We start from the raw sequence: 24697 nt of genomic DNA on the forward strand, positions 1-24697 counted from the left end.
GCTCTGCCGCCGGAGCCAGGGGTGGTGCGAGCGGATCTGGTCCGGCCGGTGGCAGGGGGAGGGGCACGAGCGGATTCGGTGGTGCCAGTGCTGTCGGTGCTGCCACTGCCGCCGTTGCTGCCGTTGCTGCCGTTGCTGCCGGGGAAAGCGTGTCCGCCATGGGGCGGTGCCGTCGGGCCATTTCCATCGTGTGCGCCAGGTCCGCGCGGAACCAAGCCACTTCGTCCGGCTCGCTCGCCGTCATCAGCGTCTCGGCGAGCTCGGCGGTGGGGGAACCGGGGGCGCCGTGGGCCGGAAGCCGAGGGTGGCAGCGGGCCAGGCGGGTGCGCTCGCGGGGATCCCGCACGACGTCCGCCACATCGGCCGGGTCCAAGAGGCAGGCGACCGCCGCCGCTCGCGCCCACGGGTCGTCCCCCGCCTGGCGTGTCAGAAATCCGACGTGCCGCCCCCGCCAGTTGCGGGGCCGTCGGTCCATTCCGGCCTTCAGTCCCTCCCGGATCTCCGTGGGCGTGCAGCGGGCGGTCAGCAGCCGGGCGTGGCTCCCCTCGGCCGCGAACTGCCGTAGCTCCTCGGCCAGATACAGCCAGACGACCGTCCGGTAGCGGTTGAGGTAGAACTTGACCGGGATCAGCAGGCCGTAGCGCGCGAGGCTGGTGAACCTGGTGGGCGCCACGTCCATGAGCTCGGCGCCCGCCGTGGTTCCGACGGTCGCGACGCGTCCGCGCAGGGCGTCGGGGAAGCCGTCCCCGGAGCGCAGGCGGTCGAGCTCGGCCAGGGCCACGCGCGGGCCCCCGCCCCCTTCGTCAGGCATGGCTCGGATGAGCCCCAGGTCCACCGCGAGGTCGAACTCGCCCCGCTTGAGGCCCAGTTCGCGGGCGGCCCGGCTCGGGGCGCAGGTAAGGCGGTCGGACGTCGTGCCGGTGCGTGACATGGTCGGTCTCCCCCGTGGAGTCGGCGGCTCACGCCGTGTGCGGTCGCCGTGCAAAAACCGTAGCCGCTGCGGCCAATCTCGTGGCGAGCCTGTGGATAACTTCGCGGAGGTGACGAACGTGCAGGTCAGAGGTCTGTGAGCGGTTTTGGTTCGGGCTGGCGCGCACCCACGTCGAGGTGCTCCCCGACCCGGTTGACCAGCAGTGTCATCTCATAGGCGATCTGGCCTATGTCGGCCTCCGCGCCGCTGAGGACGCACAGACAACTGCCCGTTCCGGCCGCGGTGACGAAGAGCACCGCGTCGTCGAACTCGATCATCGTCTGGCGTACGCTGCCCGCGCCGAAATGCCGTCCGGAGCCCTTGGCGAGGCTGTGCAGCCCGGACGACACGGCCGCGAGGTGCTCCGCGTCCTCGCGACGCAGTCCGGTGCTCGCGCCGGTCACCAGGCCGTCGTTGGACAGCACCAGTGCGTGCCGCACCTCGTGAACGCGCTCGGTCAGGTCGTCCAGCAGCCAGTCGAGTCCCTGGTTCTGCACCATCTTCCGTTCTCCCCGTTTTCTCCCCGTGCGATTACCCTCCTGGCCGGAGGATCTCCACCTCAGCCTTCCCCACGACCGCGGCCGGGGCAAGGAGGATGGGAGCCATGGCAGAGAAGATGACCGACGCGCAATGGCGGGAGTTCGTCTCCGACGGCACCCGCACCGCAAAGCTGTCCACGGTGCGGGCCGACGGCAGCCCGCACGTGGCTCCGATCTGGTTCTTGCTGGACGGGGACGAGGTGGTGTTCAACACCGGCAAGGAGACCGTGAAGGGGCGCAACATCGTCCGGGACGGCCGGATCGCCCTGTGCGTGGACGACGACCGGCCGCCGTACTCCTTCGTGGTGCTGCAGGGCCGCGCCCGTGTCTCGGAGGACCTGGACGAGGTGCGGCACTGGGCCACCCGGATCGGCGCCCGCTACATGGGCGAGGAGCGCGCCGAGGAGTTCGGCGCGCGCAACGGAGTCCCCGGGGAACTCCTCGTCCGTGTCACGGTCGACAGGGTGCTTGCGGAGCGGGACATCGCGGACTGACCGCGGAAAGACCCCGTCGGACTCCGGGGACCGCGGGGAAGACCCTGTCCGACTTCGGGGAAGCCCCCGTCTCCGGTCAGCCGACCGAGTCGAGCAGCCGGGCGGTGTGCATCCGCCCGGCGTACTCGACGAGCCGGATCAGCACCTCCTTTCCCGAGTCGCGGTCGCGGGCGTCGCACAGCACCACGGGCGTTCCCCTGTCGAGGTCGAGGGCGCGCGAGACGTCCGGGGCGCCATGCCGCCGGGCGCCCGCGAAGCAGTTGACGGCCACGACGAACGGGATGCGCCGGTGCTCGAAGTAGTCGACCGCGGGGAAGCAGTCCTCCAGTCGACGGGTGTCCGCGAGGACGACCGCGCCGAGCGCTCCCTGCGACAACTCGTCCCACAGGAACCAGAACCGGTCCTGGCCCGGCGTGCCGAACAGGTACAGGGAGAGGCCGGAGCGGATGGTGATGCGTCCGAAGTCCATGGCGACGGTCGTGGTGGTCTTGTGGTCCACGCCGTCGGTGTCGTCCACCGACTGGCCCGCTTCACTGAGGAGTTCCTCGGTGCGCAGTGGCCGGATCTCGCTGACGGCGCCCACCAGCGTGGTCTTGCCCACGCCGAATCCGCCGGCGACCAGAATCTTCAGCGCCAGTGCGGCGGAATCGCCGCCCGGGGCGTCGGAGTGCTCGGAGACCATTGATCACTTCTCTCGGGAGTGCCGGGTGTCGGGCAGGCGCGGGTGGTGGGGATGTCGTGGGTGGAGTGGGTGTCGTAGGTGCTGTGGATGTCGTGGGTGGTGTGGGTTCGTGGGCGGTGCGAGTGTCGTAGGCGGTGCGGGGCTGGGTGGGCAGACGGATGTGCAGCCGGTGCGTGCGTGGCGGGCTACAGCGCTCTCAGGCCCTCGATCACCTCGCGCAGGATGCGTTCGTCGGGCAGTTGCGCGGGTGGTACGGGGCGGCTGACGGTGACGCAGCCGAGTTCCAGGAGGTCGCCGAGGAGGACCCTGACCACGCCTACGGGCAGGTCCGCACCGGCGGCGAGTTCGGCGACCGACTGGGTCTCCGGCCGGCACAGGTCGAGGAGGTTGCGGTGTTCCGGGCCGAGTGGGGCGTCGTCCACGCCGGGCGCGCCCGGGTCAAGCGTGACCAGGGCGATCAGGTCGAACCGCACGCCGGTGGGACCGGGCCGAGTGCGTCCGCCCGTCATGGCGTAGGGGCGGACGAGCGGGCCGGCCTCGTTGTCGTACCACTGGCTGCCCTGCTCGTGCTGGGCGTCCGTCATGTCCTCGGTCATCTGCGCGGACCGTTCTCCCGGTTCATCCGGCTGCGGGTGGCTGCGCGGCCACCCGGGGCGCCGTGCCGAGGTGCTCGCCGACACGTTTGACCAGGCGGGCCATCTCGTAGGCCACGAGGCCGATGTCGGCGGTGACGGCGGTGAGCAGGGCGAGGCAGGAGCCGTCGCCCGCGGCGGCCACGAACAGGAAGGCCTCGTCCATCTCCACCATGGTCTGGCGGACCCCGCCGGCACCGAAGTGCCGGCCCGCGCCCTTGGCGAGGCTGTTGAAGCCCGAGGCGACCGCGGCTAGGTGCTCGGCGTCCTCACGGCGCAGTCCGGTCGACGCGCCGACGGCGAGGCCGTCGTTGGACAGCACCACGGCATGCCGGATGTCGCTCACGCGGAGCACCAGATCGTCCAGCAACCAATCGAGTTCGCCGGAGCGCCGGGCCGACTGGGTGCTCGGGTCCTGGATCATGCGGGGTCTCCTTCGCTACTGACGTTGCCGGTCGCGGGGCCGGGAGGGGTGCCGCGGCCGGGGCGCCTGCCGCCGCCGCGCGCCCAGCCGTCGCGGTAGGCGGCCATACGGTCCCGGACGAGTTCGGGGGTGCGCTCGTCGTCCCGGGGGGCGGGCGCCGACGGCTGCTCCTCGGGACGCATTTCACGCAGTTGGGGAGCGAGGCTCGCCTGCCGCACGCGGCGCGGAAGGTCTTCGGAGTCTTCGGGCTGCTGCGGTGGACGGTGCAGTCGCAAGGTGGCGACTCCTGGGGGTGGGGTCTGGCTCGGGGTCTCCATGTGACGCGGGCTGTCCGCGTGCCGCGAGGTCTCCGCGGGATGCGACGTCTTCGTGTGATGCGAGGTCTCCACGTGCCGTGAGATCTGCACGGGCCGTGACGTCTCGGTCTCCGCGGCGGTCGGCACGGGCGCCACGAGGGCGCGCCGGTCGGCCTGGGCCGGGACGGCGTCCTGGAGGAAGGTGTCGTCGGGCACGCGCGCGTAGGCGCGTTCCTCCGGCTGCCGCGCGGGTTCCGCCGCTTCCGGGGATCGTTCGGCCGCCCCGGTGTGGAGCAGGGCGGTGGGCAGCAGGACGACCGCGGTGGTACCGCCGTACGGGGACGTGCGGAGGTGGACCTTGACATCGTGCCGGGCTGCGAGCCTGCTGACCACGAAGAGGCCGAGCCGGTCGCTGTCGAACAGGTCGAGCGCCTCGGACTGTGCGATGCGGCGGTTGGCCTCGGCGAGGGTCTCCTTGCCCATGCCGAGGCCGCGGTCCTCGACCTCGACGGCGTAGCCGTTGCCGACGGGTTCGCCGGTGACGCGCACGCGCGTGTGGGGCGGGGAGAACTGGGCGGCGTTCTCGATGATCTCGGCCAGTAGGTGCGTGAGGTCGGCGACTGCCCCGCCGACAACGGCCGCCTCGGGCAGTTGCCGTACCTCCACGCGCGCGTAGTCCTCCACTTCGGAGACGGCAGCGCGAACCACGTTCGTCAGGGAGACCGGCATGCGCCAGGCGCGGCCGGGTGCGGCCCCGGAGAGGATGATCAGGCTCTCGGCGTGGCGCCGCATGCGGGTCGTGAGGTGGTCGAGGCGGAAGAGGTCGCTCAGCTCGTTCGGGTCGTCGGAGCGGCGTTCCATGCTGTCGAGGAGGGCCAGTTGGCGGTGAACGAGGATCTGGCTGCGGCGGGCGAGGTTGACGAAGACGCCGGAGATGCCGCTGGCGAGTTCGGCGCGTTCCACGGCGGCCCGCAGCGCGGCGCGGTGCACGGTGGTGAGGGCTTCGGCGACCTGCCCGGTCTCGTCCTCGGCGGGCACTCCCGGTGGGGCCTCGGCGCGGATGTCGATCTCCTCGCCCGCCCGTAGTTTCCGCATGGCGTCGGGGAGTTTGCGGCGGGCGATCTCCAGGGCGCTGTTGCGCAGACTGACCAGTTCCACCACGAGACCCCGTCCGATGCGGACGGAGATGACGAGCGAGGCGGCGACGGCGGCGAGGCCCAGAAGGACGGCGGCGCCTGCCGGGGTGAGCATTCCCCGGGTGAACGGGTCGGCCCGCTCGGCGACTCCGCGTGCCGCGTCGTCCTCGATGGTGCGCATGCCGTTCTGCACGCGCTCGTACGGCGTGTTCCAGGTGCTCTCCGCTGCCGCTTCGACGGCCTTCGCGCCCGGCCCGCGGGCCAGCACCCCGTCCTCGACCTCGCCGAGTCCGGTGTAGGCGCCGTCGGCGGCGAGGGCGTCCCAGGCGAGGCGTTCGGTGCCGCTCAGGTCCGCGACGGCCGACTCGGTGAGCGTGCGGCGCAAATGGACGGCGCCGGTGAAGAGCCGGAGCCGCTCCCCGGTCAGGGCGCCGTCCAGGCGGGCGCTCGCCAGCACCGCGTCCTCCTGGGCCAACGCCTCGCCCGCGCGGGCGAATTCGAGCAGCACGCGCGCGTCGGAGCCGAGGTCGGCGTCCCGGATGCCGGTGAGTGCCCCTCCCACCTCGAAGGCGGCCGAGATGGTCCCGGTGTAGCGGTTGTACGTCTCGGCCCAGCCCACGTGCCCGTTCTGCACGGCGGTGCGCAGGGGCCGCAGTTGTTCGGCGCCGGAGACGAACGTCTTCAGCCGCTGGGCGACTCCGGCGGGCAGTTCCCCGCTGTCGGCGACCGTGGCGCCGTTGCCGAGGCGCAGTTTCGCGACGGCCCGGTCGGTGCGCCGGGCGAGCTCCTCCAGTTCGCCGGTGCCGACGGCGGACGGATCGGTGGCGTGGCGTACGGCGGCCGCGCGTTCGGCCTGGAGGGCGGCGACGGCGGCGGAGACGGGGGCGCGGACCGTGGCGTCGACGCGCTGCACCTGGCGGAGCCTGGAGACGTCCTGGGCGGTGGTGACCGTGGCGTAGGCCCACAGGGCCAGGAGGGAGACGACCGGCACCATCAGCAGGCAGATGATCTTGGCGCGCACGGTGCGGGGGCGTATGTGCCAGCGCTCCGCGCGCGTGGGTGTCCCCTCCGGGGCGGCGTCCGAGGGCGTGTCGGGGCCTTCGTCGGCCGGTGGCCCGGCGTGCGCGCGGCGACCGCGCACGGGAGAGGCTGGCGCGTCGGCGCCGGCTGTGGGGGTCCTACGGGGTGTTCGCATGGACTCCTCGCTCGGGAGTGGTTCGGGGCGTACGGGCCGACGCCATGGCCAGGGAGACCCGGGGTCTGGGGCGTACGGGCCGAGGCCCTGGCCGGAGCGGCCCTCGTGGCTCATCGGCCCTCGGAGACACGGCCGGCGTCTGCCCGGCTAGGGGCCGACGCTCTGGACCGGCCGCTGGGCCGAGGCGGACGCCGCACGCTCCCCCGCCGTCGGCGAGAGGGCGACGAAGGCCGAGGTCAGGAAGAGATAGGAGCCGAGGCCGACGGCGAGGGGGAAGATGAACTGCATCGCCGTCGCCCCGGGCAGGGCCTCACCGGAGGGCGCGACGCGCACGCCCACCGCGAACATGCCGGTGTAGTGCATGCTGCTGACGGCCGCGCCCATGATCAGGGAAGCGATGGTGACCGCCACGGGCGACTTGATGTTGAGGGCCGCCCACAGGGCCGCCGTCGCGGCGACGACGGCGATCAGGACGGAGAGTCCGACGAGCAGCGGGTCGTAGGTCACGTCGCCGTGCAGCCGGACGGCCGCCATCCCCAGGTAGTGCATGCTCGCGACGCCGAGGCCGGTGCTGAGCCCGCCGACGAGCAGGGCCCGGCCGCGGTCCTTGCCGTAGCCGACGGCGAAGACGCCGGCGCAGACGACGACCATGGCGACGAGCAGGCTCAGGAGGGTGAGCGGCACGTCGTAGCGGATGTCGGTGCCCGTGACGCCGAAGCCGAGCATGGCCACGAAGTGCATGGTCCAGATGCCGGTGCCGATCGCCGAGGCTGCGGTGACGAGCCAGTTGCGGCGCGAGCGCCCGGTGGTGGCGAGCGCGCGGACGGTGCAGCGCAGTCCGAGTGCGGCGCCTATGCAGGCCATCACGTACGACAGTGCGGGGGTCAGCCACCCCAGGGCTGTGTGGTCCAGGTGTCCCATGGCCCCGGGACGCTAGACCCGGCTGGGGCGCGGGAAGGGGGCGCAGTTCGAAAGGTGTTGCAATATGGCCCAAGATGCACCAGAGCGATCGGGTCACGCTCGAACGTGTGCGCCGGGACGTCATCCGTGTCTGTGCGGCGTCATCCGCGCCTGTGCCGCGTCACCCGTCGCGGTGAGGCGTCATCCGTACCGGTGAGGAATCATGCGGTACATGAGCGACGAGCAGACGCGTGTTCAGGAGTTCTTCACCGCCCGCGCCGCCGACTGGGACAGCCGGTTCCCGGACGACGGTCCCGCCTATGCTGCCGCGGTCGCCGAGCTCGGACTGCGGACGGGCGACCGGGTGCTCGACGCGGGGTGCGGCACCGGACGCGCCCTGCCGCCGCTGCGCGCCGCCGTAGGGGCCTCGGGCGTGGTTCTCGGAGCCGATCTGACCCCGGCCATGCTGCGGGAGGCCGTACGGGCCGGACGGGACCATGACGGGCAGCTGCTCCTCGCGGACGTCGCCGCGCTGCCCCTGCGCTCGCGGTCACTGGACGCCGTGTTCGGGGCGGGACTCATCTCACACCTCGGGAACCCGGCCGAGAACCTGCGGGAGCTGGCGCGCGTGGTGCGCCCCGGCGGGGTGCTGGCGCTCTTCCACCCGATCGGCAGGGCGGCCCTCGCGGCTCGCCACGGTCGCCCGCTCACCCCGGACGATCTGCGCGCCGAGCCCAACCTCCGCCCGCTGCTGACCGGTTCCGGGTGGCGCCTGAGGTCGTACGTCGACGAGGACACCCGGTTCCTCGCGCTCGCCGTGCGCAAGGACTGAGCCGACGATTCACCCGGCCTCGGTGTCCGGCGCCCCCTGCCGCACGGGGCAGCCCCGCAGGCCCGGCACCGGGCGGGTGCCCAGATCGGCGATCCGGTAGCCGTACGGGTAGCCCTTGATCTCCCGGTTCTGGCGGGCGAAGTGCGGGGCTCGCCGGGGCGGCAGCAGACGGACGGCGCGGCCCCGCAGCCGGACGGCTCGACGCACCCACGCGCGCGTGGCGGCACTCGGCGGGGTGTAACGGAAGGCGCGCAGCAGCGAGTCGTCGAGCAGCGCGAGGGTCGTGGTGCGCAGCAGGGGCGCGAGCGGGCCGGGATACCAGGAGGCCATCAGGTCGAGTGTGGCGTCCGAGACGCGCCGGGCGTCCGCGTCCCAGCCGAAGTGGGCGGCCTCGTAGGAGTCGAGGCAGGTCTCGAACTCCTCGTAGGTCTCGGGGATGTCCTTGATGCCCATGTGCCGGCCCAGGGTGCGGTAGTGGACGACACTGGCGACGGTCTCGTGGCGTGACATCCTGCGCCAGCCGTAGGCGTCGATCCACCGTTTCGGCATCACGACGAACGTGCAGAGCACATAGCGCATGTCGTCGTCGCTGATGTCGTAGCTGCGGTGCATCTGGTTGATGCGGCGGATCGCGGTCCGGCCCTGGTCGCTGCCGAAGCCGTGCTCGACGACGGCGTCCAGGAGCAGCGAGGTGTCGTCGTAGCGCTTCTGCGGCCGGTCGGTGAGCTCCGCGGTGCGCGCGAGCAGCCGGCCGATGCGGGGGACGGCGTAGGTGCGGTACAGGGCCAGCTCCAGGGCGCGGGTGAAGTCCCAGGGGAACTCGTACGCCACGCTGAGCCGGTAGATCTCTGCAGCCTCCCCGTACGGGTCCATCCGCCGGATCTGTTCGAGCCGCGCATAGCGCTTCACCGCGCCGTCCCCCTTCTGCCACAGGTTCTCCAACCTTACGTTGGTGAGCGGGAGATGGTTGATCGGGCACGGCAGGAACACAGGGGGAAGGTGGTCAGCATGTGGGGCAGGTTCCGCAAGGCCCGGGGACGGGTCGCCGATGCCATGCGCACGGAGCCGAAGGCGGGCGGGGACAAGCGTCCGCACAACCTCTTCGAGGCCGCGGCGACGTATGTGACGGCCGGCGCGGCCGACGACCAGGAGCGGGCCGACGAGGCGGCCGGCTGGGTGTCGCCGGAGGCGCTGTCGTTCGGCGTGAACGAGCTGGCCTGCCGGGCCGTGATCGCGCTGGCCCGGGAGCGTGGCGAGTCGCCGGAGACCGTGGCGCGCGAGTTGCTGGGGCTGCCGGCGGCATGATGCGCGCGGGCCGGACGGCCGATTCACCCCGTCCGCCGGAAAGCTGCAGCTCGGCGTGCGCATGCGAGGCCGTGACAAGGGGCTTCCTGGCGCACTAGGGTGCGCGCCGGTGGACGATATGGGGAGGCTGAGATGGCCGGGACGGATGAGGAAGCCGTCGCCGCCGCGGACGATGCGCTCTATGTGCTCACGGCGGTGCTGCTGACGCCGGCGAAGTTCCCGAGCGTGCTGGGCGACGACTACCCCGAGGCATGCGCGGCGCTCGGCCTCGCGCCGCTCGCCGACGGGTACGGGCTGGTGCTCGGGCAGGACGGCGAGGGCGCCCGGTGGACGGTGGCCATCGACGACGTCTCCCTGGTGGCCGTCGCGATCGCGTCCTGGGACTGCGGCATGGAGTACGAGCTGTCGCCCGACGAGCGCACGGTCGTCGCGGCCCTGCCCGGCTGGCCCCTCGCGGTCGCCGTCGCGGCCCCCGGGGTGCCCGCGCCGCACGATCCGGGTCCGGAGGCGGACGACCGGCCCCCGCTGACTCCGCCGGACACCAGCGTCTGGGGGCCGGCCCAGCGGCGCCTGGGCGCGGACGAGATCGCACTGCAGTGGGCGGTGTGGCGGGAGCAGGTCGACGACTCGGACTTTGCGACGCCTGCGTCCTCCGGGGCGCCGGGTGACGGGGGCGGGCCGGACGGCGAGCAGGACAGGGAGCCGGACGGGAGCGGGGAGAACGGGCAGAAGGGGGGCCGCAGCGGCATCCGGCGCGTCCTCGCGGAGGCCCGCACGTACATCGACTCGCCACCGCCGCTGGGCCGGGTCCGGTCGTCCTTCGCGTCGGGTGACGCCCGGACCCTGCGGGCCGACGGTCCGGGCTGGTCACTCGTCGCCAGGACCGACGACATCGCCTTCGTGCTGCTCGACGAGGAACCCGGCGAGGTCCTGCCGGTGGGCCGGGGGCCGGAGCTGCCGGGTCTCCTCGACGCGCTGGACAAAATCGCCGTACGGCCGAACTGAGCCGGTCGGGCCGGGCGAAGCCGGTCGGGCCGGGCTGAGCCGCTTCGGCCGGGCCTGGCCGCCACGGCTGGGCCGAGCCCGTTCGACCGGGCCGATCCGGTACGGCTGGACCGACTCGCGACACGCCCGCCTCGACTCGGTTCAGCCACGCCGAGTCGGCTCGGTCCGGCTCGGTCCGGCCCAATCCGGCCGCCGCCGTACGCGTGAAGCCCCGCCGTCGGATGCTTGGGGCCCGCCGCCGGGCACGCGAGGTCCCGCCACCGAACGCGAGAGGCCCCACCGCATCAGCGCCTCAGCGGCCGAGCTCCTTGCGTGTGGTGCGGCGCAGCCTGCGCCGCTGGGATGGATCCAGCGTGAGGTACGCGGCGGCCGGGACCCCCAGGATGATCAGGAGCGATGCCCACCAGGGCAGCCAGATCAGCAGGATGAGCCCGACCGCCACACCGCCCGCGGCGATCTTGGCGTTCTTCGACATGACTGTCGCCTCCTTCGCGGCCACTGCCGCTCTCTGTCTCGAAAACGGACCCGCCTCCACGGCAGTTCCGGACCGCGACCCTGAGACATCCCTGAGGTGCGACCCCGACGCACCCCCGAGACCTCCATGGTGACCCAGCTCACAGCTCAGCCATACCCGTGTGCACCGGAAGTGCTGTACTCTCGGCGGCTCCGCCCCCACTAGTCAAATTTGAGGAATCAGCCATAGCCGAGCATCCGTCTCTCCCGGCGCCCTCCTTCGACCTCTCCGAACTGGCCCTGTGCCGCTCCGTGTTCCTGCCCGGCGACCCCGCGCGCACGGGCAGTGTCGCCTTCTGGCGGCCCGACGGCGTCGCCCCTCCGGTCGTGGCCGCTGCGTCCGCCACCGACCTGACCGTCGCGCTGCCCCGTGACGGCGGGATCGAGACGGCCCGGGTTCCCGCCGCTCTGCTTCCGGTGCGCACGGCCCTGCCGGTCCTCACGCGTGCGCGTGCCGACGGGCACGGACACCGGTCCACGGTCTTCTGGGGCGCGGCCGCCCTGCACGCCCTGCACCTCGTGGCGCGCGGACTGCTGCTGCCCGGACTGTCCCCCGGCGACCACGACGCCTGGCGCACGGGCCCGCTGTGCGCCCAGGACATCGAGGCCGTACGCCGCCTCGCCGCAGCGATGCCGCCCGAGGCGCACGCCACGCCCCTCGAAGGCGCCGGGCCGCTGGTGCTGCCCGACCCGGAGCAGCTTCTGCGCGCCTTCCTCGACGCGGTCGCCGACACCCTGCCCCGCTCCCCCGCTGCGCCGCTGGTGACGGGCGGCCCCGCCTACGCCGCCCCGGAACCGGTGCGGCTGCCGGAGCAACGCGCCTGGGCCGCCGATGTCGCGGCGGGCCACGACGCGGGCGTGCGGTTGTCGCTGCGGATCGAGGCGGACGGTCTGACCGACGCGACGGACAGTCCGACCGACGCGGCGGACGATGGCGCGGACGTGAGGTTCCGGGCCGTTCCGCAGGTGCACAGCGTCAGCGATCCGGCGCTCGTCGCGGACGCCGCGGACGTCTGGGCCGGCACCGCGGGTGAGTCCTTCGGTCCGCGCGCGCGGATGGACGCACTGCTGGCGCTGCGCCGGGCGGCCCGGGCCTGGGCCCCGCTGACGCCCCTGCTGTCGGCAGCCGTGCCGGACGCGGCCGAACTGGCCGACGAGGAGGTCACCGACCTTCTCGGCGCGGGTGCCCGCGCGCTGGGAGCAGCCGGGGTCGACGTGCACTGGCCGAAGGGGCTGTCCCGTGAGCTCAGCACGCACGCGGAGGTGGGGCCTTCCGACGGCGATCCGGAGTCCGACAGGGAATTCGCCGCCCTGCCGTCGTTCCTGTCCGCCGACGCGCTGCTCGCCTTCACCTGGTCGTTCGCCGTGGGTGACAGGCGGCTGGACCGCGCGGAGCTGGACCGTCTCGCCGAGGCGAAGCGCCCGCTGGTGCGGCTGCGCGACCAGTGGGTCCTGATCGACCCCCAGGAGGCGCGCCTGGCCCGCTCCGGGCAGGACTGCAAGGTGACGCCGGTGGACGCCCTCGGCGCGGCCCTGACGGGCTGGGCGGAGATCGAGGGTCGCCGGGTCGAGGTGCGGCCGACCGGATGGCTGGCGACTCTGCGGGAGCGGCTCGCGGACCCCGAGGCGCAGCAGCCCGTGGAGCAGCCCGCCGCCCTTGCCGCCACCCTCCGGGACTACCAGCGGCGGGGCCTGAACTGGCTCGCCGGCATGACGTCCCTCGGCCTGGGGTGCTGCCTCGCCGACGACATGGGGCTGGGCAAGACGATCACACTGATCGCCCTCCACCTGCACCGTCAGTCCGACGCCGGGTCCGCCGGCCCGACCCTGGTGGTCTGCCCTACGTCCCTGATGGGCAACTGGCAGCGGGAGATCGACCGGTTCGCGCCCGGTACGCCGGTGAGGCGCTTCCACGGCGCACGGCGGGGCCTGGAGGGGCTGGCCGACGGGGAGTTCGTGCTCACCACGTACGGCACGATGCGCCTGGACGCGACGCGGCTCGCCGGCGTGCCGTGGGGCATGCTCGTGGCGGACGAGGCCCAGCACGTGAAGAACCCGTACTCCTCGACCGCGCGGGAGTTGCGTTCCATCGGTGCACGCGCGCGCGTGGCGCTCACCGGCACCCCGGTGGAGAACAACCTGTCGGAGCTGTGGGCGATCCTCGACTGGACGACTCCGGGGCTGCTGGGCCGCCTCGGCACCTTCCGCCGGCGGTACGCGGAGGCCGTTGAGGGCGGTCAGGACCCGGCGGCGGCCGACCGGCTGGCCCGGCTCGTACGGCCCTTCCTGCTGCGTCGCCGCAAGTCGGACCCCGGCATCGCGCCCGAGCTGCCGCCGAAGACGGAGACCGATCACGCGGTGTCGCTCACCCGGGAGCAGGCCGCGCTGTACGAGGCCGTGGTGCGCGAAGCGCTCGCGGAGATCTCCGGCGCCGGCAGCATGGCCCGGCGGGGTCTGATCGTGAAGCTGCTGACCGGCCTCAAGCAGATCTGCAACCACCCGGCGCAGTACCTCAAGGAGGAGCGGCCGGTGATCTCCGGACGGTCCGGGAAGCTGGAGCTGCTGGACGAGTTGCTGGACACGATCCTCGCCGAGGAGGCGGGCGTGCTGGTGTTCACGCAGTACGTGCAGATGGCCCGCCTCCTCGAACAGCACCTGACAGCCCGCGGCACGCCCTGGCAGTTCCTGCACGGAGGGACGCCCGTCGCCGAGCGCGAGGCCATGGTGCGGCGTTTCCAGGACGGCGAGGTGCCGGTGTTCCTGCTGTCGTTGAAAGCGGCGGGCACCGGGCTGAACCTGACCCGGGCCGAGCACGTCGTGCACTACGACCGCTGGTGGAATCCGGCCGTCGAGGCCCAGGCCACGGACCGCGCGTACCGCATCGGCCAGCTGCGGCCCGTGCAGGTGCACCGGATCGTCGCGGAGGGAACGATCGAGGACCGCATCGCCGAACTGCTGCTGCGCAAGCGCAAGCTCGCGGACGCGGTCCTGGGCGCCGGTGAGGCGGCCCTGACGGAACTGACGGACGCGGAACTGGCGGATCTGGTCGCACTGCGAGGGGACCTGCGATGACTCGGCACGATGACGGCGACATGGAACGCACCTTCGCGGCACTGCCGCCCGCGCACGGGAAGGGCTTCGCGCAGACCTGGTGGGGCCAGGCCTGGCTGACGGCCCTGGAGGGCACGGCGCTGGACACGGCGCAGCTCAAGACGGGCCGTCGGCTCGCCCGTGCGGGTGCGGTCGGAGCGGTGTCGGTGCGCCCCGGGCGGCTCACGGCCGTCGTCCTGGACCGCGACCGTACGGCGCACCGGGCCGACGTCCTGCTGGAGGAGCTCTCGCCCGAGCAGTGGGACCGCTTCCTGGACATGACGGTGGAGCGGGCCGGTCATGTGGCGGCGCTGCTGGACCGGGAGATGCCGCCGCACCTGGTCGAGGACGCCGCGGACGCGGGCGTGGAACTGCTGCCGGGCCTGGGCGACCTGGAGCCGGAGTGCGACTGCGAGGCGTGGGACCACTGCGGGCACACGGCGGCGCTCTGCTACCAGGTGGCCCGGCTGCTCGACCAGGACCCGTTCGTACTGCTGCTGATGCGGGGGCGCGCCGAGACTTCGGTGCTGGACGATCTCCAGAGGCGTAGCGGTACGTCCGTGGTGGAGGCCGCGGCTGCGGAGGGTGTGGACGCCGCCGAGGCCTACGCGGCCGATGACATCCTGCCCCCGCTGCCGCCCCTGCCCGAGCTCCCCGGCGAGCCGGGCGTACCGCCGTCCCTCGACACCGAGACGCCACCGGCCTCCGGCATCGACCCGGCCGCGCTGGAGTTCCTGGCCGCGCGGACCGCCGTACAGGCGCACGGCCTGCTCCGGGGAGCCCTCCAGGAGGGGCCCCACGTGGAGTTGACGTCGGCTCAGGACGCGGTACGGCTGGCCGCGGGTGCTCCCGGCCCGGAGATGACCGACCGGCTCGCCGCCGGGTCGGGACGTGGCCGGGAGGGGCTGGCGACGGCCGTGCGTGCCTGGCGTCACGGCGGTACGGAGGCGCTGTCCGTCCTGGACGAGGAGTGGCAGCCGCAGGACGAAACGCTCGCACGCGCGCGTGCCGCCCTGGACTCGGCCTGGGACGTCGGCGAACGGCCGGAGTTGCGTGCCCGGGCCAACCGCTGGACGGTCGCCGGCGCACCGGTGCAGCTGCGCCTCGGACGGGACGGCCGCTGGTGGCCCTACCGCAAGGAGCGCGGCCGCTGGCAGCCCGCCGGAGGCGCCGCCCAGGATCCGGCGACGGCCCTGGCCTCCGTGACGGCTCCGGCGTCGGCGGAACCCTCCCCCGAAGAAGGGAACTCCCTGTGAGGACCTTCGGGGCGCGGGCGTCAGGGCAGCAGTTCGTCGGCGTCCAGCGACGGAAGGAGCGATTCGAGATCGCTCGGAAGGTCGCTGGGCAGATCGCTCGGCAGCTTGGTCGGGAAGCCCGAAGGCAGCCGGGTCGGCAGCTCGCTCGGCAGCCTGGAGGGCAGCTGGGTGGGTATGCCGAAGGACGGGGCGGGAGTGTCGCTCGTGCTCCCGCCGGACGGCTCCTTGTCCGACGAGTCCCCCCTGTCCGCGGCCATCAGCACCACCAGGGACACGGCGGCGACGGCCACGAACACGACGAGCAGGATGAACAGCGGGTTCCGGCGCCGGGGCGGGCCGGGCGGATGCGGCGGTACGGGCGGCATGGCCATACCGACCAGAGTCGCCGCGCTCCCCTCGGGCCGGGAGGGGCGCACGGAAGCTGATACGGACTCATGGCGTGGACCGCACGGTTCCGGAGCATGCCGGGCCCGCCGGCCGGCCGGAGGTGACCGGCCGACGGGCCGCACCCGCGCGTGGACTCAGCCACGCGCCCCCAGCAGATGGTCCATTGCCAGCTGGTCCAGGTGCTCGAAGGCCATGCCGCGCGCGGCAGCCGCCTCCACGTCGAACGACTCGAACGCCGAGCCGTCGGCGAGCAGCGCCTGGAGGCCGTCAGCGGCGGTGGGCTGGGCCAGCTCGTCCAGCCGGGCCGCGCGCAGGGCCTCCTGGACCTCCGGGTCGGCGCGGAAGGCGGCCGCGCGCTCCTTGAGGATGAGGTAGTTGCGCATGCAGCCGGCCGCCGAGGCCCACACGCCGTCGAGGTCCTCGGTCCGCGGGGGCTTGAAGTCGAAGTGCCGCGGACCGGTGTATCCGGCCGACTCCAGCAGGTCGACCAGCCAGAACGCGGCGCGCAGGTCGCCGGCGCCGAAGCGCAGGTCCTGGTCGTACTTGATACCGGACTGGCCGTTGAGGTCGATGTGGAACAGCTTGCCCGCCCACAGCGCCTGCGCGATGCCGTGCGGGAAGTTCAGCCCCGCCATCTGCTCGTGCCCGACCTCGGGGTTGACGCCGTACAGCTCCGGCCGCTCCAGGCGCTCGATGAACGCCAGGGCGTGGCCCACGGTCGGCAGCAGGATGTCGCCGCGCGGCTCGTTCGGCTTGGGCTCGATCGCGAAGCGCAGGTCGTAGCCCTGGGAGGTGACGTACTCGCCGAGCAGGTCGAAGGCCTCCTTCATCCGGTCCAGGGCCGCGCGGACGTCCTTGGCGGCGCCCGACTCGGCGCCCTCACGGCCGCCCCAGGCCACGTACACCTGGGCGCCGAGCTCGGCGGCGAGGTCGATGTTGCGAATGGTCTTGCGCAGGGCGTAGCGGCGCACGTCGCGGTCGTTGGCGGTGAACGCGCCGTCCTTGAAGACGGGGTGCGTGAAGAGGTTGGTGGTGGCCATCGGGACCTTCATGCCCGTGGCGTCCAGGGCCTGGCGGAAGCGCTTGATGTGCGCCTCGCGCTCGGTGTCGCCCGAGCCGAACGGGATCAGGTCGTCGTCGTGGAAGGTCACGCCGTGGGCGCCCAGCTCGGCCAGGCGCCGCACCGTCTCGACGGGGTCCAGGGCACGCCGCGTGGCGTCGCCGAAGGGATCCCGGCCCTGCCAGCCGACGGTCCACAGGCCGAAGGTGAACCTGTCCTCGGGGGTGGGCTGGTAGCTCATGCCGCGGCTCCTTGCTCGCTGAGGCTATTTCGTCATGCCGATTTACAAATTAGTATGCAGGCACCTCTCTGGGAAGAGACAAGGTGTCTCCGAACGGAGACACGTGCCGCGCGCAGTAGGGAGAAGCCCGATGTCAGCAGCCGAGGGTCCGCTCGTCGTCGGTGTGGATTCGTCCACCCAGTCCACCAAGGCGCTGGTCGTCGACGCGTCCACCGGCCGGGTGATCGCGAGCGGCCAGGCGCCGCACACCGTCTCCTCGGGGGCCGGGCGGGAGACCGACCCGCGTCAGTGGTGGGACGCGCTGTGCGAGGCCCTGCACCAGTGCGGTGAGGCGGCGCACGAGGCCGCGGCGGTGTCGGTCGGCGGGCAGCAGCACGGACTCGTCACCCTGGACGGCCGGGGCGAGCCGGTGCGGCCGGCCCTGCTGTGGAACGACGTGCGCTCGGCGCCGCAGGCCCGCCGGCTGACGGAGGAGCTGGGCGGCGCGAAGTCCTGGGCCGACCGCACCGGCAGCGTGCCCACCGCCTCGTTCACGGTCACCAAGTGGGCCTGGCTGGCCGAGCACGAGCCGGAGGCGGTGCGCGCCACGAAGGCCGTGCGCCTCCCCCACGACTACCTCACCGAGCGGCTCACCGGGCTGGGCACGACCGACCGCGGCGACGTCTCCGGGACGGGCTGGTGGGCGTCCGGCACGGAGGCCTACGACGAGGAGATCCTGGCGCACGTGGGGCTCGACCCGGCCCTGCTGCCCCGGGTGGTCCGGCCCGGCGAGGTGGCCGGCACGGTGCGCGACGGCCACGACCTGCCGTTCTCCCGGGGCACCCTGGTCGCGCCCGGCACGGGTGACAACGCCGCTGCCGCGCTGGGCCTCGGGGTGCGGCCGGGTGTGCCGGTGATGAGCCTCGGCACCTCGGGCACGGTGTACGCCGTGTCCCGGCACCGGCCCGCCGATCCGAGCGGCACGGTGGCGGGTTTCGCCGACGCCCGCGGCGACTGGCTGCCGCTGGCCTGCACCCTGAACTGCACGCTCGCCGTCGACCGCGTCGCGGCGCTGCTGGGCCTGGACCGCGAGGCGGTGGAGCCCGGCACGGCGGTGACCCTGCTGCCCTACCTGGACGGCGAACGCACCCCGAATCTGCCGAACGCCTCGGGCCTGCTGCACGGCCTGCGCCACGACACGACCGGCGGCCAGCTTCTCCAGGCCGCCTACGACGGTGCCGTGCACTCCCTGCTCGGCGCGCTCGACCTGGTCCTCGACGAGGACGCGGACCGTTCGGAACCCCTGCTGCTGATCGGCGGCGGGGCCCGGGGCCCCGCGTGGCAGCAGACCGTGCGAAGGCTCTCGGGACGTCCCGTACAGGTGCCCGAGGCCCAGGAACTGGTCGCGCTCGGCGCCGCGGCCCAGGCGGCCGGGCTGCTGACCGGGGAGGATCCGGCGGCTGTCGCGCGACGCTGGGACACGGCGGCCGGGCCAGTGCTCGACGCCGTCGACCGGGACGAGGAGACGCTGGCCAGGATCGCCGGGGTACTCTCCGACGCGGCTCCGCTGCTGGAGCGGCCCACGAACACCCACTGAGGACTGGCGTCAGGCATGACCGCACCGCTGCACGAGGCCCGTACGGCCGGGCCGGGACGCGCCCTGCCCGACACCCAGCAGGGCATGCGCCGCCGCAACCTCGCCCGTGTTCTGCACACCGTCCGCGACGAGGGGCCGCTGTCCCGGGCCGCCGTCGCCTCGCGGATCGGTCTGACCCGGGCGGCGGTCTCGACGCTCGTCGACGAGCTCATCCGCTCGGGGCTCCTCGAAGAGCTGGGGCCCGAGCGGCCCGGCCGGGTGGGCCGGCCCGGTTCCGCGCTCGCCGTCAGCGCTCGCGGCCCGGCCGGGATCGGCGCGGAGGTCGGCGTCGACCACCTGGCGGTGTGCGCCGTCGACCTGCGCGGCGCGACCCGGGCCCGGGCTATACGGCAGGGGGCCAACCGCGGCCGCTCTCCCCGGCCCGTGCTCGGGGAGCTCACCGAGCTGATCCGGCAGGTCGTGGCCGAGGCGGAGGGCGAGGGCCTGTGGCCTGCCGGACTGGCGGTGGCCGTGCCGGGCCTGGTGGCGCGCGACGCCCGGACCGTCGTGCGCGCCCCGAACCTCGGCTGGCACGACACGGACCTCGGCGCACTGCTGCCGGCGTACCTCCCGCTGACGGTGGACAACGAGGCCAACTTCGGTGCCCTGGCCGAACTCTGGCTGGGCGACGACACGCCCCGCGACTTCCTGCACGTCTCGGCGGAGATCGGTATCGGTGCCGCGGTCGTGGTGGACGGCGGGCTGCTGCGCGGAACCCGCGGATTCGCGGGCGAGTTGGGGCACGTGCCCGTCCGGCCGGACGGACCGGAGTGCGCCTGCGGCGGGCGAGGCTGTCTGGAGCAGTACGCGGGTGAGGAGGCGGTGCTGCGCGCGGCCGGTCTGGAACCCGACGAGGACCGGGTCGGGCTGCTCGCGGGACGCGCCGCGGAGGGCGACGAGTCCGTACGGCGTGCCCTGCGCGACGCGGGTACGGCGCTCGGTGTGGCCCTCACGGGGGCGGTCAACCTGCTCGACCCGGAGAGTGTGGTCCTGGGCGGGGAACTGTCGGAGCTCGCCCCGTGGCTGCTGCCCTCGCTGCGGGACGAGCTGGCGCGGCGTACGGCAGGTCCGGCCTGCCCCGTGTCCGTGTCCGGGCTGGGCCCTCGGGGGCCGCTGCTGGGGGCCGCGCACTCGGTGGTCCGGGCGGTGCTGGACGATCCCGCGGCCGTCGCCGGGCAGGCCTGAGACGGACGCCTTCGACCCCGTCGACCGACAGACCCGACCTCTTCCAATCACCCGGCCGGGTGAGGGAGTTGTCCACATCCGAGAGCCCGTCCACCGATTCGCACCGCATCCTCCCGACCGACCGGCAGGCGCCGTAACTTGATCACGGCGGGCCGCGACCGCGACGGCCGCAGCTTCGCGCAGCTGAGCAAGAGACACCCTCCCCTCGAGCCCGGAAGGCACACCCATGCAACGGATCAGCCCCCTCCCCAGCAGGCGAGGCATCCTCGCGGCCGCCGCACTCACCTCCGTCCCGGCGGCCTTGCTCCACAGCACCCGGGCGCACGCCCGGCCCCAGATCGTCGACCACCCGGGAGCGGCTTGGCAGCCGGCGAGCCGCGGCACCTACACGCCGTCGAACCGACCCCGCGCCCACCCACTGCACTACGTGGTCATCCACGTGGCGCAGACGACCTGGTCCGGCACCCTGAACGTCTTCCGGAACCCGGAGAACAAGGTGTCCTCGCACTACGTGGTGCGTTCATCCGACGGACGCGTGGCGCAGTGCGTGCGCGAGTCCGACATCGCCTGGCACGCGGGGAACTGGGAATACAACACCCGCAGCATCGGCATCGAACACGAAGGCTGGGTGGACCGGCCCGGATACTTCACCGACGTCATGTACGAGCGGTCGGCCCGGCTCACGGCCGCCATCTGCGAGAGGTACGGCATCCCGAGGAACCGCGCGCACATCATCGGCCATCACGAGGTGCCGGGCAGCGACCACACCGACCCGGGCCGGCACTGGGACTGGAAGCGCTACCTCAGACTCGTCAAGTCCGCCTGACCACCTGGTCGGTGCCTCGCGATCCACCTCACGTCCCGGTTACAAATCGCTCAACCCCTGGTTGCGGACCGGTAAGCAGGCGACGATGGGGGCATGACTCTGGCCCAGCGCGCCCTGGAGCGCCTGCAGGCCTGGCCCGACCTGATGGCGGGCCCGGCGAGCTGCGGTACCGGAAGGGCGCTCCGTTCCGTCCGTGACGAGATCGTCCACTTCCACTCCGCACGGGACGTGGACCTCCACCTCACCCGCCGGGCCATCCAGCGCTTCCACTACGACCTCGCCGGCTCGAGTGCGATCCATCTGCTGCCCGGATCGGGCTGGGTGACGGTCCACCTCGACTGCGAGGCGGACGTCGACCTGCTGCTGAGCCTGGTGAGCATCGCCCTCAAGGCCCATCAGACCCCGCCCGCCGACGACGGCGAGCCGCGGCTCGCCGGGTGCAACTTCCACCGGGTCACGGTGCTGCCGCGTGACGCCGTGGCGGGCGGCTGAACCTTGGCGGACGAACCGGAGGCGGTCAACGCCGAGGCCTGGGCCGCGTACGGGGCGCACCATGTGCGGCGGGGCACGGCGCTGCCCGAGGCAGCTCGGATCGACTGGGGGTTCGAGGGTGGCGGACCGGGCAGCGAGGTGCTCGGGGAACTGACGGGCCGGCGGGTCCTGGACCTCGGCTGCGGTCCGGCCCGGCACGCGGCCCATCTGGTCCGGGACCACGGTGCGCTGGTGGACGCGGTCGACGCCTCGGCCGGGCAGTACGAGCGGGCCCGCGCCCGCTTCGGCTCGCTGCCCGGGCTGCGGTTGGTCCTGGGCGACGCGGTGGACCATCTGCGCTCGGCCGGGCCGTACGACGTCGTCTACTCGGTCAACGGCGTTCCGTACATCGATCCTCACCGGCTGCTGCCCGCTCTGGCCGGGGCGCTGCGGCCGGGTGGCAGGCTCTGCTTCACGGTCCTGCACACGAACAGTCGTGGTGACGGGCCGTCGGACCGGGTGGTCGCCCGGCCCGAGATCCTGCGGCTGGCGGGTGGCGGTGAGGTCACCGTCCACATGTGGGTTCTCACATCCGAGCTCTGGACGGAGTTGCTCACCGAGTCCGGGCTGCGGGTGGAGGGGGTCGACGTCCTCGACACCCCGGAGGACGGCAACAAGGCCTCCTACCGGCTCTTCCGGGTGACCAGGCCGGTCCGGGTCTCGTCCCGGCCGCGCGTCGACAAGCCGCCGCCCGCCCACGCCGCGCTGGGGGTGGGGGCCATCGTGTACGGGCCGCGCGGGCTGCTTCTGGGCCGGCACCGGCGCGGGACGTGGGAGCTGCCCGGCGGGACGGTGGAACCCGGGGAGTCGTTGCGGGAGACGGTCGTGCGTGAACTCGGCGAGGAGACGGGGCTCGCGGCCCGGCCCGAGGACGTCCGGCTGCTCGGGACGCTGCTGGACGACGTGGGTGGTGTCGTCCGTATGACCGTGGCGGCCCGGGTGACCGCCTGGCGAGGTGAGCCGTCGGACCAGCCCGGGGAGAGCGTGGGCCGCTGGCGCTGGTTCGCCCTGGACCGGCTGCCGGAGCAGCTGTTCGTGTGCAGCGCTCAGGCCCTCACCGCTTGGCATCCCGGCCTGCCGATCGACCACACGCCCGCGCATTACACGCCGTACGCCACCGGAACGGGCGACGGCTGAAGCATCCAGAGGGGTGCGATTTTTCAGCCGTTCCCGCGTAGTCCGCGCCCAGACCCCCTGCCGGACCACCGCGGTCTGGTGCACTGCCCCTGAGGATCCCGACAGTTGACGAGGCATCAGGGGGCACGGTGGCAGGTCGTCGCAGGCGACAGGGAGCGGGCAGAGCGGCACTGGCGTGTGTCACGGCGTTCGCCGCACTGACCGGTGCGGCCCTGGCGGGGGCGGCTCCGGCCGACGCCGTCCAGAAGGGCCGACGGGTCGCGCCGGGCGTGACGTACGAGGAGTTCGACATCAAGGCGGCCAAGGGGGTGACGCACGCCCATCTGCTCAGGGTCGACCTGGGCAACCCGAAGGTCCGGGTCGATCTGCTGTACCCGGGGGCCGTGGCCTCGCGCGCGCGAATCTCGGCGATGGCGGACACCCAGGGCGCGGTCGCCGGCGTCAACGGTGACTTCTTCAACATCACCGAGACGCAGCACCCGGGCGTGGAGGCGACCGGAGCGAGCGTGGGTCCGGCGATCGCGGCCGGGCGGACGCTCAAGGCGGCCGTCCCGAAGGGTCAGCGTTTCGGGCCGGCGCTGCCGCCCGGCACGACGACCGAGGACGTCTTCGGCGTCGGCACCGACGGGCGGGCGCGCCTGGACCGGCTCGCACTCGCCGGCTCGGTCCGTACGGCCGAGGCGGAGCTGCCGCTGGGCGGGCTCAACCAGTACGCGCTGCCGGTGGGTTCCGTCGGCGCGTTCACCTCCGAGTGGGGCAACGTCTCCCGGGTCCGTGCCACGTGCGGCACGGACACGGACCGGGCCGCACCGTGCAGCACGGACACCTACGAGGTGACGGTCCACGACGGCAAGGTCGTCTCCGCCGCCGACGCCCCGGGCAGCGGTCCCATCGCCTCGGGGACGACCGTGCTGGTCGGCCGGGAGGCGGGTGCCCAGCAGCTGCGCAAGTTCTCCACCGGTGAATCGGTGGAGATCGAGCACAGCCTCGTGGCGGCCACAGACGGCGTCGCGTACCTGCTGGCGCTCGGCGGCTACCCGGTGCTGTCGGGCGGACAGCCGCTGCCGGGCCTCGACAACACGACGTCGACCGTCCGTACGGCCGTGGGGATCGCCGACGGCAGACGGCGCGTGCTGCTGCTCGCGCTGGACGGCGCCGCCGCCTATCGCAGCGGTCTGACGATCGCCGAAGTCGCCGGCACCATGCGGAAGCTGGGCTCGGAGGACGCCTTCAGCCTGGACGGCGGCGGGTCGTCGACCCTGGTCGCACGGAAGACGGGCGCGAGCACCGTCTCCGTGCGCAACCACCCCAGCGGCGGCGCCGAGCGTCTCGTGCCGAACGGCATCGGCGTGTTCTCGGGGTGACTCAGGGACGCAGACCGCTGACGATGTCCGCCGTCGCCGTGAGGCCGCTGTGGATGGTGGGGGCGATGCTGGTGCTGGCCAGGTAGAAGCCGAGCAGCAGGCAGACCAGTGCGTGGGAGATCTTCAGCCCGCCGTTGCGCAGGAAGATCACCGCAAGGATCACGAGCAGCAGCACCACAGAGATGGAAATGGCCATCGTCAACTCCTTCGCCACGCCGCCATGTCCGGTTCACGGCGTTCGGGCGCAAGTGTGGCGTAGCGGAGGGTTCGTCCGGGCGGCTGACCTGTCCGCCGAACGTGTGGTGTTCGCCTGTGCGCCTACCCTGTCCGGCGGGCGTCGAGGAACGCCTCCAGTCCGGCGAGGTCGTCGGTGTTGAGGTGATCGACCCCCGCGGCGAGCAGTTCGCCCCAGAGCGCGTCGCGGGCGGGCCCGGCCAGGTCCGGGGTCGCCCAGAAGCGCACCTTCTGACCGCGCTGGTGGGCGGTTCTCATGATGCCCCGCAGCTTCTGCCGCTCTGCGTCGGGGAAGGCGCCGACGCCCCGCCAGGTGAAGTTGAGCGTCCAGTTGTCGCTGATCAGGGGGATGAAGGAGGCCGGCGCCTGGCTGCCGAGGTCGGCGAGGCGGCCGTCGTAGAAGGCACGCCGGACGGTCTGGGCCTCCATGGGGGCGCGGGCCGCGCGGTCGCCGGAGACCACGGCGGTGACCGGCCCGCGGTGCACGCGACCGTGAGCGCAGGTGGTGAACAGGTGCCGGTAGCGGCGGAGGTGGCGGTCGAGTTCGAGGTAGGTCGAGGAGCCCTCGGTCTTGATGTCGATGAGCAGTTGCAGCGAGCCGCGGTACCCCCGGTACACCGAGCCGTGGTGGGCGCGCACGCGGGCGGCCAGCGGATCGAGGTAGAGGGATTCGAGGGTGCGGGTCGGGTCGAGGTCCTCCGGGTCGTGGGCGACGAGGAGTTGGCCGTCGACGAGGTAGATGTCCGCCTCGACGCTGCCGAAGCGGTGGTCGAGGGCGTCGAGCAGCGGGCGTGGGTGCTCGTAGTCGTTGTGGGCGTGGGCGCGCCACAACGGGCGGGGCCTGGGGG

The 24697-nt window shown here is 73.1% G+C and carries 25 protein-coding genes; 12 read left to right on the forward strand and 13 right to left on the reverse strand.

Annotated elements, in window-relative coordinates; genetic code table 11:
* A partial coding sequence (locus K4G64_RS27425) for a DUF6397 family protein (RefSeq protein ID WP_221758667.1) occupies positions 1 to 931 on the reverse strand: 931 nt, incomplete at its 3' end.
* A 125-nt stretch (positions 932 to 1056) separates the two neighbouring features.
* On the reverse strand, positions 1057 to 1470 hold the full coding sequence (locus K4G64_RS27430) for a roadblock/LC7 domain-containing protein (RefSeq protein WP_221758668.1): 414 nt from the start codon (positions 1468 to 1470) through the stop codon (positions 1057 to 1059).
* 104 nt (positions 1471 to 1574) lie between these two features.
* Between K4G64_RS27430 and K4G64_RS27435 the strand changes: the two genes are divergently transcribed.
* On the forward strand, positions 1575 to 2003 hold the full coding sequence (locus K4G64_RS27435; protein ID WP_221758669.1) for a PPOX class F420-dependent oxidoreductase: 429 nt from the start codon (positions 1575 to 1577) through the stop codon (positions 2001 to 2003).
* 76 nt (positions 2004 to 2079) lie between these two features.
* On the opposite strand, the gene K4G64_RS27440 is transcribed toward K4G64_RS27435, so the two are convergent.
* From K4G64_RS27440 to K4G64_RS27460, 5 genes are all read right to left on the reverse strand, one after another.
* Positions 2080 to 2685 (reverse strand): ATP/GTP-binding protein, encoded by a 606-nt coding sequence (locus tag K4G64_RS27440; RefSeq protein WP_102908427.1) that lies wholly within the window; start codon positions 2683 to 2685, stop codon positions 2080 to 2082.
* Between the two features lie 185 nt (positions 2686 to 2870).
* Complete coding sequence (locus K4G64_RS27445; RefSeq protein WP_097215279.1) at positions 2871 to 3281, reverse strand: DUF742 domain-containing protein; 411 nt, start codon at positions 3279 to 3281, stop codon at positions 2871 to 2873.
* A gap of 22 nt (positions 3282 to 3303) precedes the next feature.
* Complete coding sequence (locus K4G64_RS27450) at positions 3304 to 3741, reverse strand: roadblock/LC7 domain-containing protein (protein WP_031107026.1); 438 nt, start codon at positions 3739 to 3741, stop codon at positions 3304 to 3306.
* Positions 3738 to 6368 (reverse strand): nitrate- and nitrite sensing domain-containing protein, encoded by a 2631-nt coding sequence (locus K4G64_RS27455; RefSeq protein WP_221758670.1) that lies wholly within the window; start codon positions 6366 to 6368, stop codon positions 3738 to 3740. Before K4G64_RS27455 ends, K4G64_RS27450 begins: the two co-directional genes overlap by 4 nt.
* A 147-nt stretch (positions 6369 to 6515) precedes the next feature.
* The gene (locus tag K4G64_RS27460) at positions 6516 to 7289 is read right to left on the reverse strand and encodes an MHYT domain-containing protein (RefSeq protein WP_221758671.1); all 774 of its coding nucleotides are present in this window, start codon (positions 7287 to 7289) and stop codon (positions 6516 to 6518) included.
* A gap of 211 nt (positions 7290 to 7500) precedes the next feature.
* On the opposite strand from K4G64_RS27460, the gene K4G64_RS27465 reads away from it, so the two are divergent.
* Positions 7501 to 8100, forward strand: a complete 600-nt coding sequence (locus tag K4G64_RS27465) for a class I SAM-dependent methyltransferase (protein ID WP_221758672.1) — start codon at positions 7501 to 7503, stop codon at positions 8098 to 8100.
* Between the two features lie 9 nt (positions 8101 to 8109).
* Here the strand turns inward: K4G64_RS27465 and K4G64_RS27470 are convergent, their stop codons facing one another.
* Complete coding sequence (locus K4G64_RS27470) at positions 8110 to 9009, reverse strand: oxygenase MpaB family protein (RefSeq protein WP_221758687.1); 900 nt, start codon at positions 9007 to 9009, stop codon at positions 8110 to 8112.
* A 99-nt stretch (positions 9010 to 9108) separates the two neighbouring features.
* Here K4G64_RS27470 and K4G64_RS27475 point away from each other — a divergent pair, with 99 nt between their 5' ends.
* Together K4G64_RS27475 and K4G64_RS27480 are read left to right on the forward strand one after the other, a co-directional pair.
* Positions 9109 to 9405, forward strand: coding sequence for a hypothetical protein (locus K4G64_RS27475; protein ID WP_221758673.1), 297 nt, complete (start codon positions 9109 to 9111; stop codon positions 9403 to 9405).
* Between the two features lie 132 nt (positions 9406 to 9537).
* Positions 9538 to 10410: a hypothetical protein gene (locus K4G64_RS27480; RefSeq protein ID WP_221758674.1), complete on the forward strand. Its 873-nt coding sequence runs from the start codon at positions 9538 to 9540 to the stop codon at positions 10408 to 10410.
* Positions 10411 to 10702: 292 nt separating this feature from the next.
* Here K4G64_RS27480 and K4G64_RS27485 read toward each other — a convergent pair whose 3' ends face one another.
* Positions 10703 to 10885 carry a hypothetical protein gene (locus K4G64_RS27485; protein WP_221758675.1) on the reverse strand — a complete coding sequence of 61 codons (183 nt, stop codon included), beginning with the start codon at positions 10883 to 10885 and terminating at the stop codon, positions 10703 to 10705.
* A gap of 290 nt (positions 10886 to 11175) precedes the next feature.
* On the opposite strand from K4G64_RS27485, the gene K4G64_RS27490 reads away from it, so the two are divergent.
* Complete coding sequence (locus K4G64_RS27490) at positions 11176 to 13995, forward strand: DEAD/DEAH box helicase (protein WP_374206452.1); 2820 nt, start codon at positions 11176 to 11178, stop codon at positions 13993 to 13995.
* A complete protein-coding gene (locus K4G64_RS27495) occupies positions 13992 to 15269 on the forward strand; it encodes an SWF or SNF family helicase (RefSeq protein WP_221758676.1) in 1278 nt (425 codons plus the stop codon). Before K4G64_RS27490 ends, K4G64_RS27495 begins: the two co-directional genes overlap by 4 nt.
* 20 nt (positions 15270 to 15289) lie before the next feature.
* On the opposite strand, the gene K4G64_RS27500 is transcribed toward K4G64_RS27495, so the two are convergent.
* Both K4G64_RS27500 and xylA read right to left on the reverse strand, forming a co-directional pair.
* Positions 15290 to 15640 (reverse strand): hypothetical protein, encoded by a 351-nt coding sequence (locus K4G64_RS27500; RefSeq protein ID WP_221758677.1) that lies wholly within the window; start codon positions 15638 to 15640, stop codon positions 15290 to 15292.
* A gap of 150 nt (positions 15641 to 15790) precedes the next feature.
* The gene (xylA, locus tag K4G64_RS27505; RefSeq protein WP_221758678.1) at positions 15791 to 16957 is read right to left on the reverse strand and encodes a xylose isomerase; all 1167 of its coding nucleotides are present in this window, start codon (positions 16955 to 16957) and stop codon (positions 15791 to 15793) included.
* Between the two features lie 130 nt (positions 16958 to 17087).
* On the opposite strand from xylA, the gene xylB reads away from it, so the two are divergent.
* The 6 genes from xylB to K4G64_RS27535 all read left to right on the forward strand — a co-directional run bounded on the left by xylB (position 17088) and on the right by K4G64_RS27535 (position 23615).
* Positions 17088 to 18533, forward strand: coding sequence for a xylulokinase (xylB, locus tag K4G64_RS27510; protein ID WP_221758679.1), 1446 nt, complete (start codon positions 17088 to 17090; stop codon positions 18531 to 18533).
* Positions 18534 to 18548: 15 nt separating this feature from the next.
* A complete protein-coding gene (locus K4G64_RS27515) occupies positions 18549 to 19757 on the forward strand; it encodes an ROK family transcriptional regulator (protein ID WP_221758680.1) in 1209 nt (402 codons plus the stop codon).
* Between the two features lie 226 nt (positions 19758 to 19983).
* Entirely contained in the window at positions 19984 to 20583 is a 600-nt protein-coding gene (locus K4G64_RS27520) for an N-acetylmuramoyl-L-alanine amidase (RefSeq protein ID WP_221758681.1), read from the forward strand.
* A gap of 93 nt (positions 20584 to 20676) precedes the next feature.
* Positions 20677 to 21075, forward strand: a complete 399-nt coding sequence (locus K4G64_RS27525; protein WP_221758682.1) for a luciferase family protein — start codon at positions 20677 to 20679, stop codon at positions 21073 to 21075.
* A gap of 3 nt (positions 21076 to 21078) precedes the next feature.
* Positions 21079 to 22251: an NUDIX domain-containing protein gene (locus K4G64_RS41130; RefSeq protein WP_221758683.1), complete on the forward strand. Its 1173-nt coding sequence runs from the start codon at positions 21079 to 21081 to the stop codon at positions 22249 to 22251.
* 128 nt (positions 22252 to 22379) lie between these two features.
* On the forward strand, positions 22380 to 23615 hold the full coding sequence (locus K4G64_RS27535) for a phosphodiester glycosidase family protein (protein ID WP_221758684.1): 1236 nt from the start codon (positions 22380 to 22382) through the stop codon (positions 23613 to 23615).
* Between the two features lies 1 nt (position 23616).
* On the opposite strand, the gene K4G64_RS27540 is transcribed toward K4G64_RS27535, so the two are convergent.
* Both K4G64_RS27540 and K4G64_RS27545 read right to left on the reverse strand, forming a co-directional pair.
* On the reverse strand, positions 23617 to 23811 hold the full coding sequence (locus tag K4G64_RS27540) for a hypothetical protein (protein ID WP_221758685.1): 195 nt from the start codon (positions 23809 to 23811) through the stop codon (positions 23617 to 23619).
* Positions 23812 to 23933: 122 nt separating this feature from the next.
* A partial coding sequence (locus K4G64_RS27545; protein ID WP_221758686.1) for a phosphatidylinositol-specific phospholipase C/glycerophosphodiester phosphodiesterase family protein occupies positions 23934 to 24697 on the reverse strand: 764 nt, incomplete at its 5' end.

Source organism: Streptomyces sp. WAC04114, assembly GCF_019733245.1.
Classification (GTDB): domain Bacteria; phylum Actinomycetota; class Actinomycetes; order Streptomycetales; family Streptomycetaceae; genus Streptomyces; species Streptomyces massasporeus_A.

What these genes read in the sequence shown, in the direction of transcription:
- K4G64_RS27495 (WP_221758676.1), top strand. Translation starts at nt 13,992, where the DNA reads ATGACTCGGCACGATGACGGCGACATGGAACGCACCTTCGCGGCACTG.
- K4G64_RS27515 (WP_221758680.1), top strand. Translation starts at nt 18,549, where the DNA reads ATGACCGCACCGCTGCACGAGGCCCGTACGGCCGGGCCGGGACGCGCC.
- K4G64_RS27485 (WP_221758675.1), bottom strand. Translation starts at nt 10,885, where the DNA reads ATGTCGAAGAACGCCAAGATCGCCGCGGGCGGTGTGGCGGTCGGGCTC.
- K4G64_RS27455 (WP_221758670.1), bottom strand. Translation starts at nt 6,368, where the DNA reads ATGCGAACACCCCGTAGGACCCCCACAGCCGGCGCCGACGCGCCAGCC.
- xylA (WP_221758678.1), bottom strand. Translation starts at nt 16,957, where the DNA reads ATGAGCTACCAGCCCACCCCCGAGGACAGGTTCACCTTCGGCCTGTGG.
- K4G64_RS27520 (WP_221758681.1), top strand. Translation starts at nt 19,984, where the DNA reads ATGCAACGGATCAGCCCCCTCCCCAGCAGGCGAGGCATCCTCGCGGCC.
- K4G64_RS27465 (WP_221758672.1), top strand. Translation starts at nt 7,501, where the DNA reads ATGAGCGACGAGCAGACGCGTGTTCAGGAGTTCTTCACCGCCCGCGCC.
- K4G64_RS27475 (WP_221758673.1), top strand. Translation starts at nt 9,109, where the DNA reads ATGTGGGGCAGGTTCCGCAAGGCCCGGGGACGGGTCGCCGATGCCATG.
- K4G64_RS27445 (WP_097215279.1), bottom strand. Translation starts at nt 3,281, where the DNA reads ATGACCGAGGACATGACGGACGCCCAGCACGAGCAGGGCAGCCAGTGG.
- K4G64_RS27525 (WP_221758682.1), top strand. Translation starts at nt 20,677, where the DNA reads ATGACTCTGGCCCAGCGCGCCCTGGAGCGCCTGCAGGCCTGGCCCGAC.
- xylB (WP_221758679.1), top strand. Translation starts at nt 17,088, where the DNA reads ATGTCAGCAGCCGAGGGTCCGCTCGTCGTCGGTGTGGATTCGTCCACC.
- K4G64_RS27435 (WP_221758669.1), top strand. Translation starts at nt 1,575, where the DNA reads ATGGCAGAGAAGATGACCGACGCGCAATGGCGGGAGTTCGTCTCCGAC.
- K4G64_RS27500 (WP_221758677.1), bottom strand. Translation starts at nt 15,640, where the DNA reads ATGGCCATGCCGCCCGTACCGCCGCATCCGCCCGGCCCGCCCCGGCGC.
- K4G64_RS27450 (WP_031107026.1), bottom strand. Translation starts at nt 3,741, where the DNA reads ATGATCCAGGACCCGAGCACCCAGTCGGCCCGGCGCTCCGGCGAACTC.
- K4G64_RS27430 (WP_221758668.1), bottom strand. Translation starts at nt 1,470, where the DNA reads ATGGTGCAGAACCAGGGACTCGACTGGCTGCTGGACGACCTGACCGAG.
- K4G64_RS27540 (WP_221758685.1), bottom strand. Translation starts at nt 23,811, where the DNA reads ATGGCCATTTCCATCTCTGTGGTGCTGCTGCTCGTGATCCTTGCGGTG.
- K4G64_RS27460 (WP_221758671.1), bottom strand. Translation starts at nt 7,289, where the DNA reads ATGGGACACCTGGACCACACAGCCCTGGGGTGGCTGACCCCCGCACTG.
- K4G64_RS27440 (WP_102908427.1), bottom strand. Translation starts at nt 2,685, where the DNA reads ATGGTCTCCGAGCACTCCGACGCCCCGGGCGGCGATTCCGCCGCACTG.
- K4G64_RS27480 (WP_221758674.1), top strand. Translation starts at nt 9,538, where the DNA reads ATGGCCGGGACGGATGAGGAAGCCGTCGCCGCCGCGGACGATGCGCTC.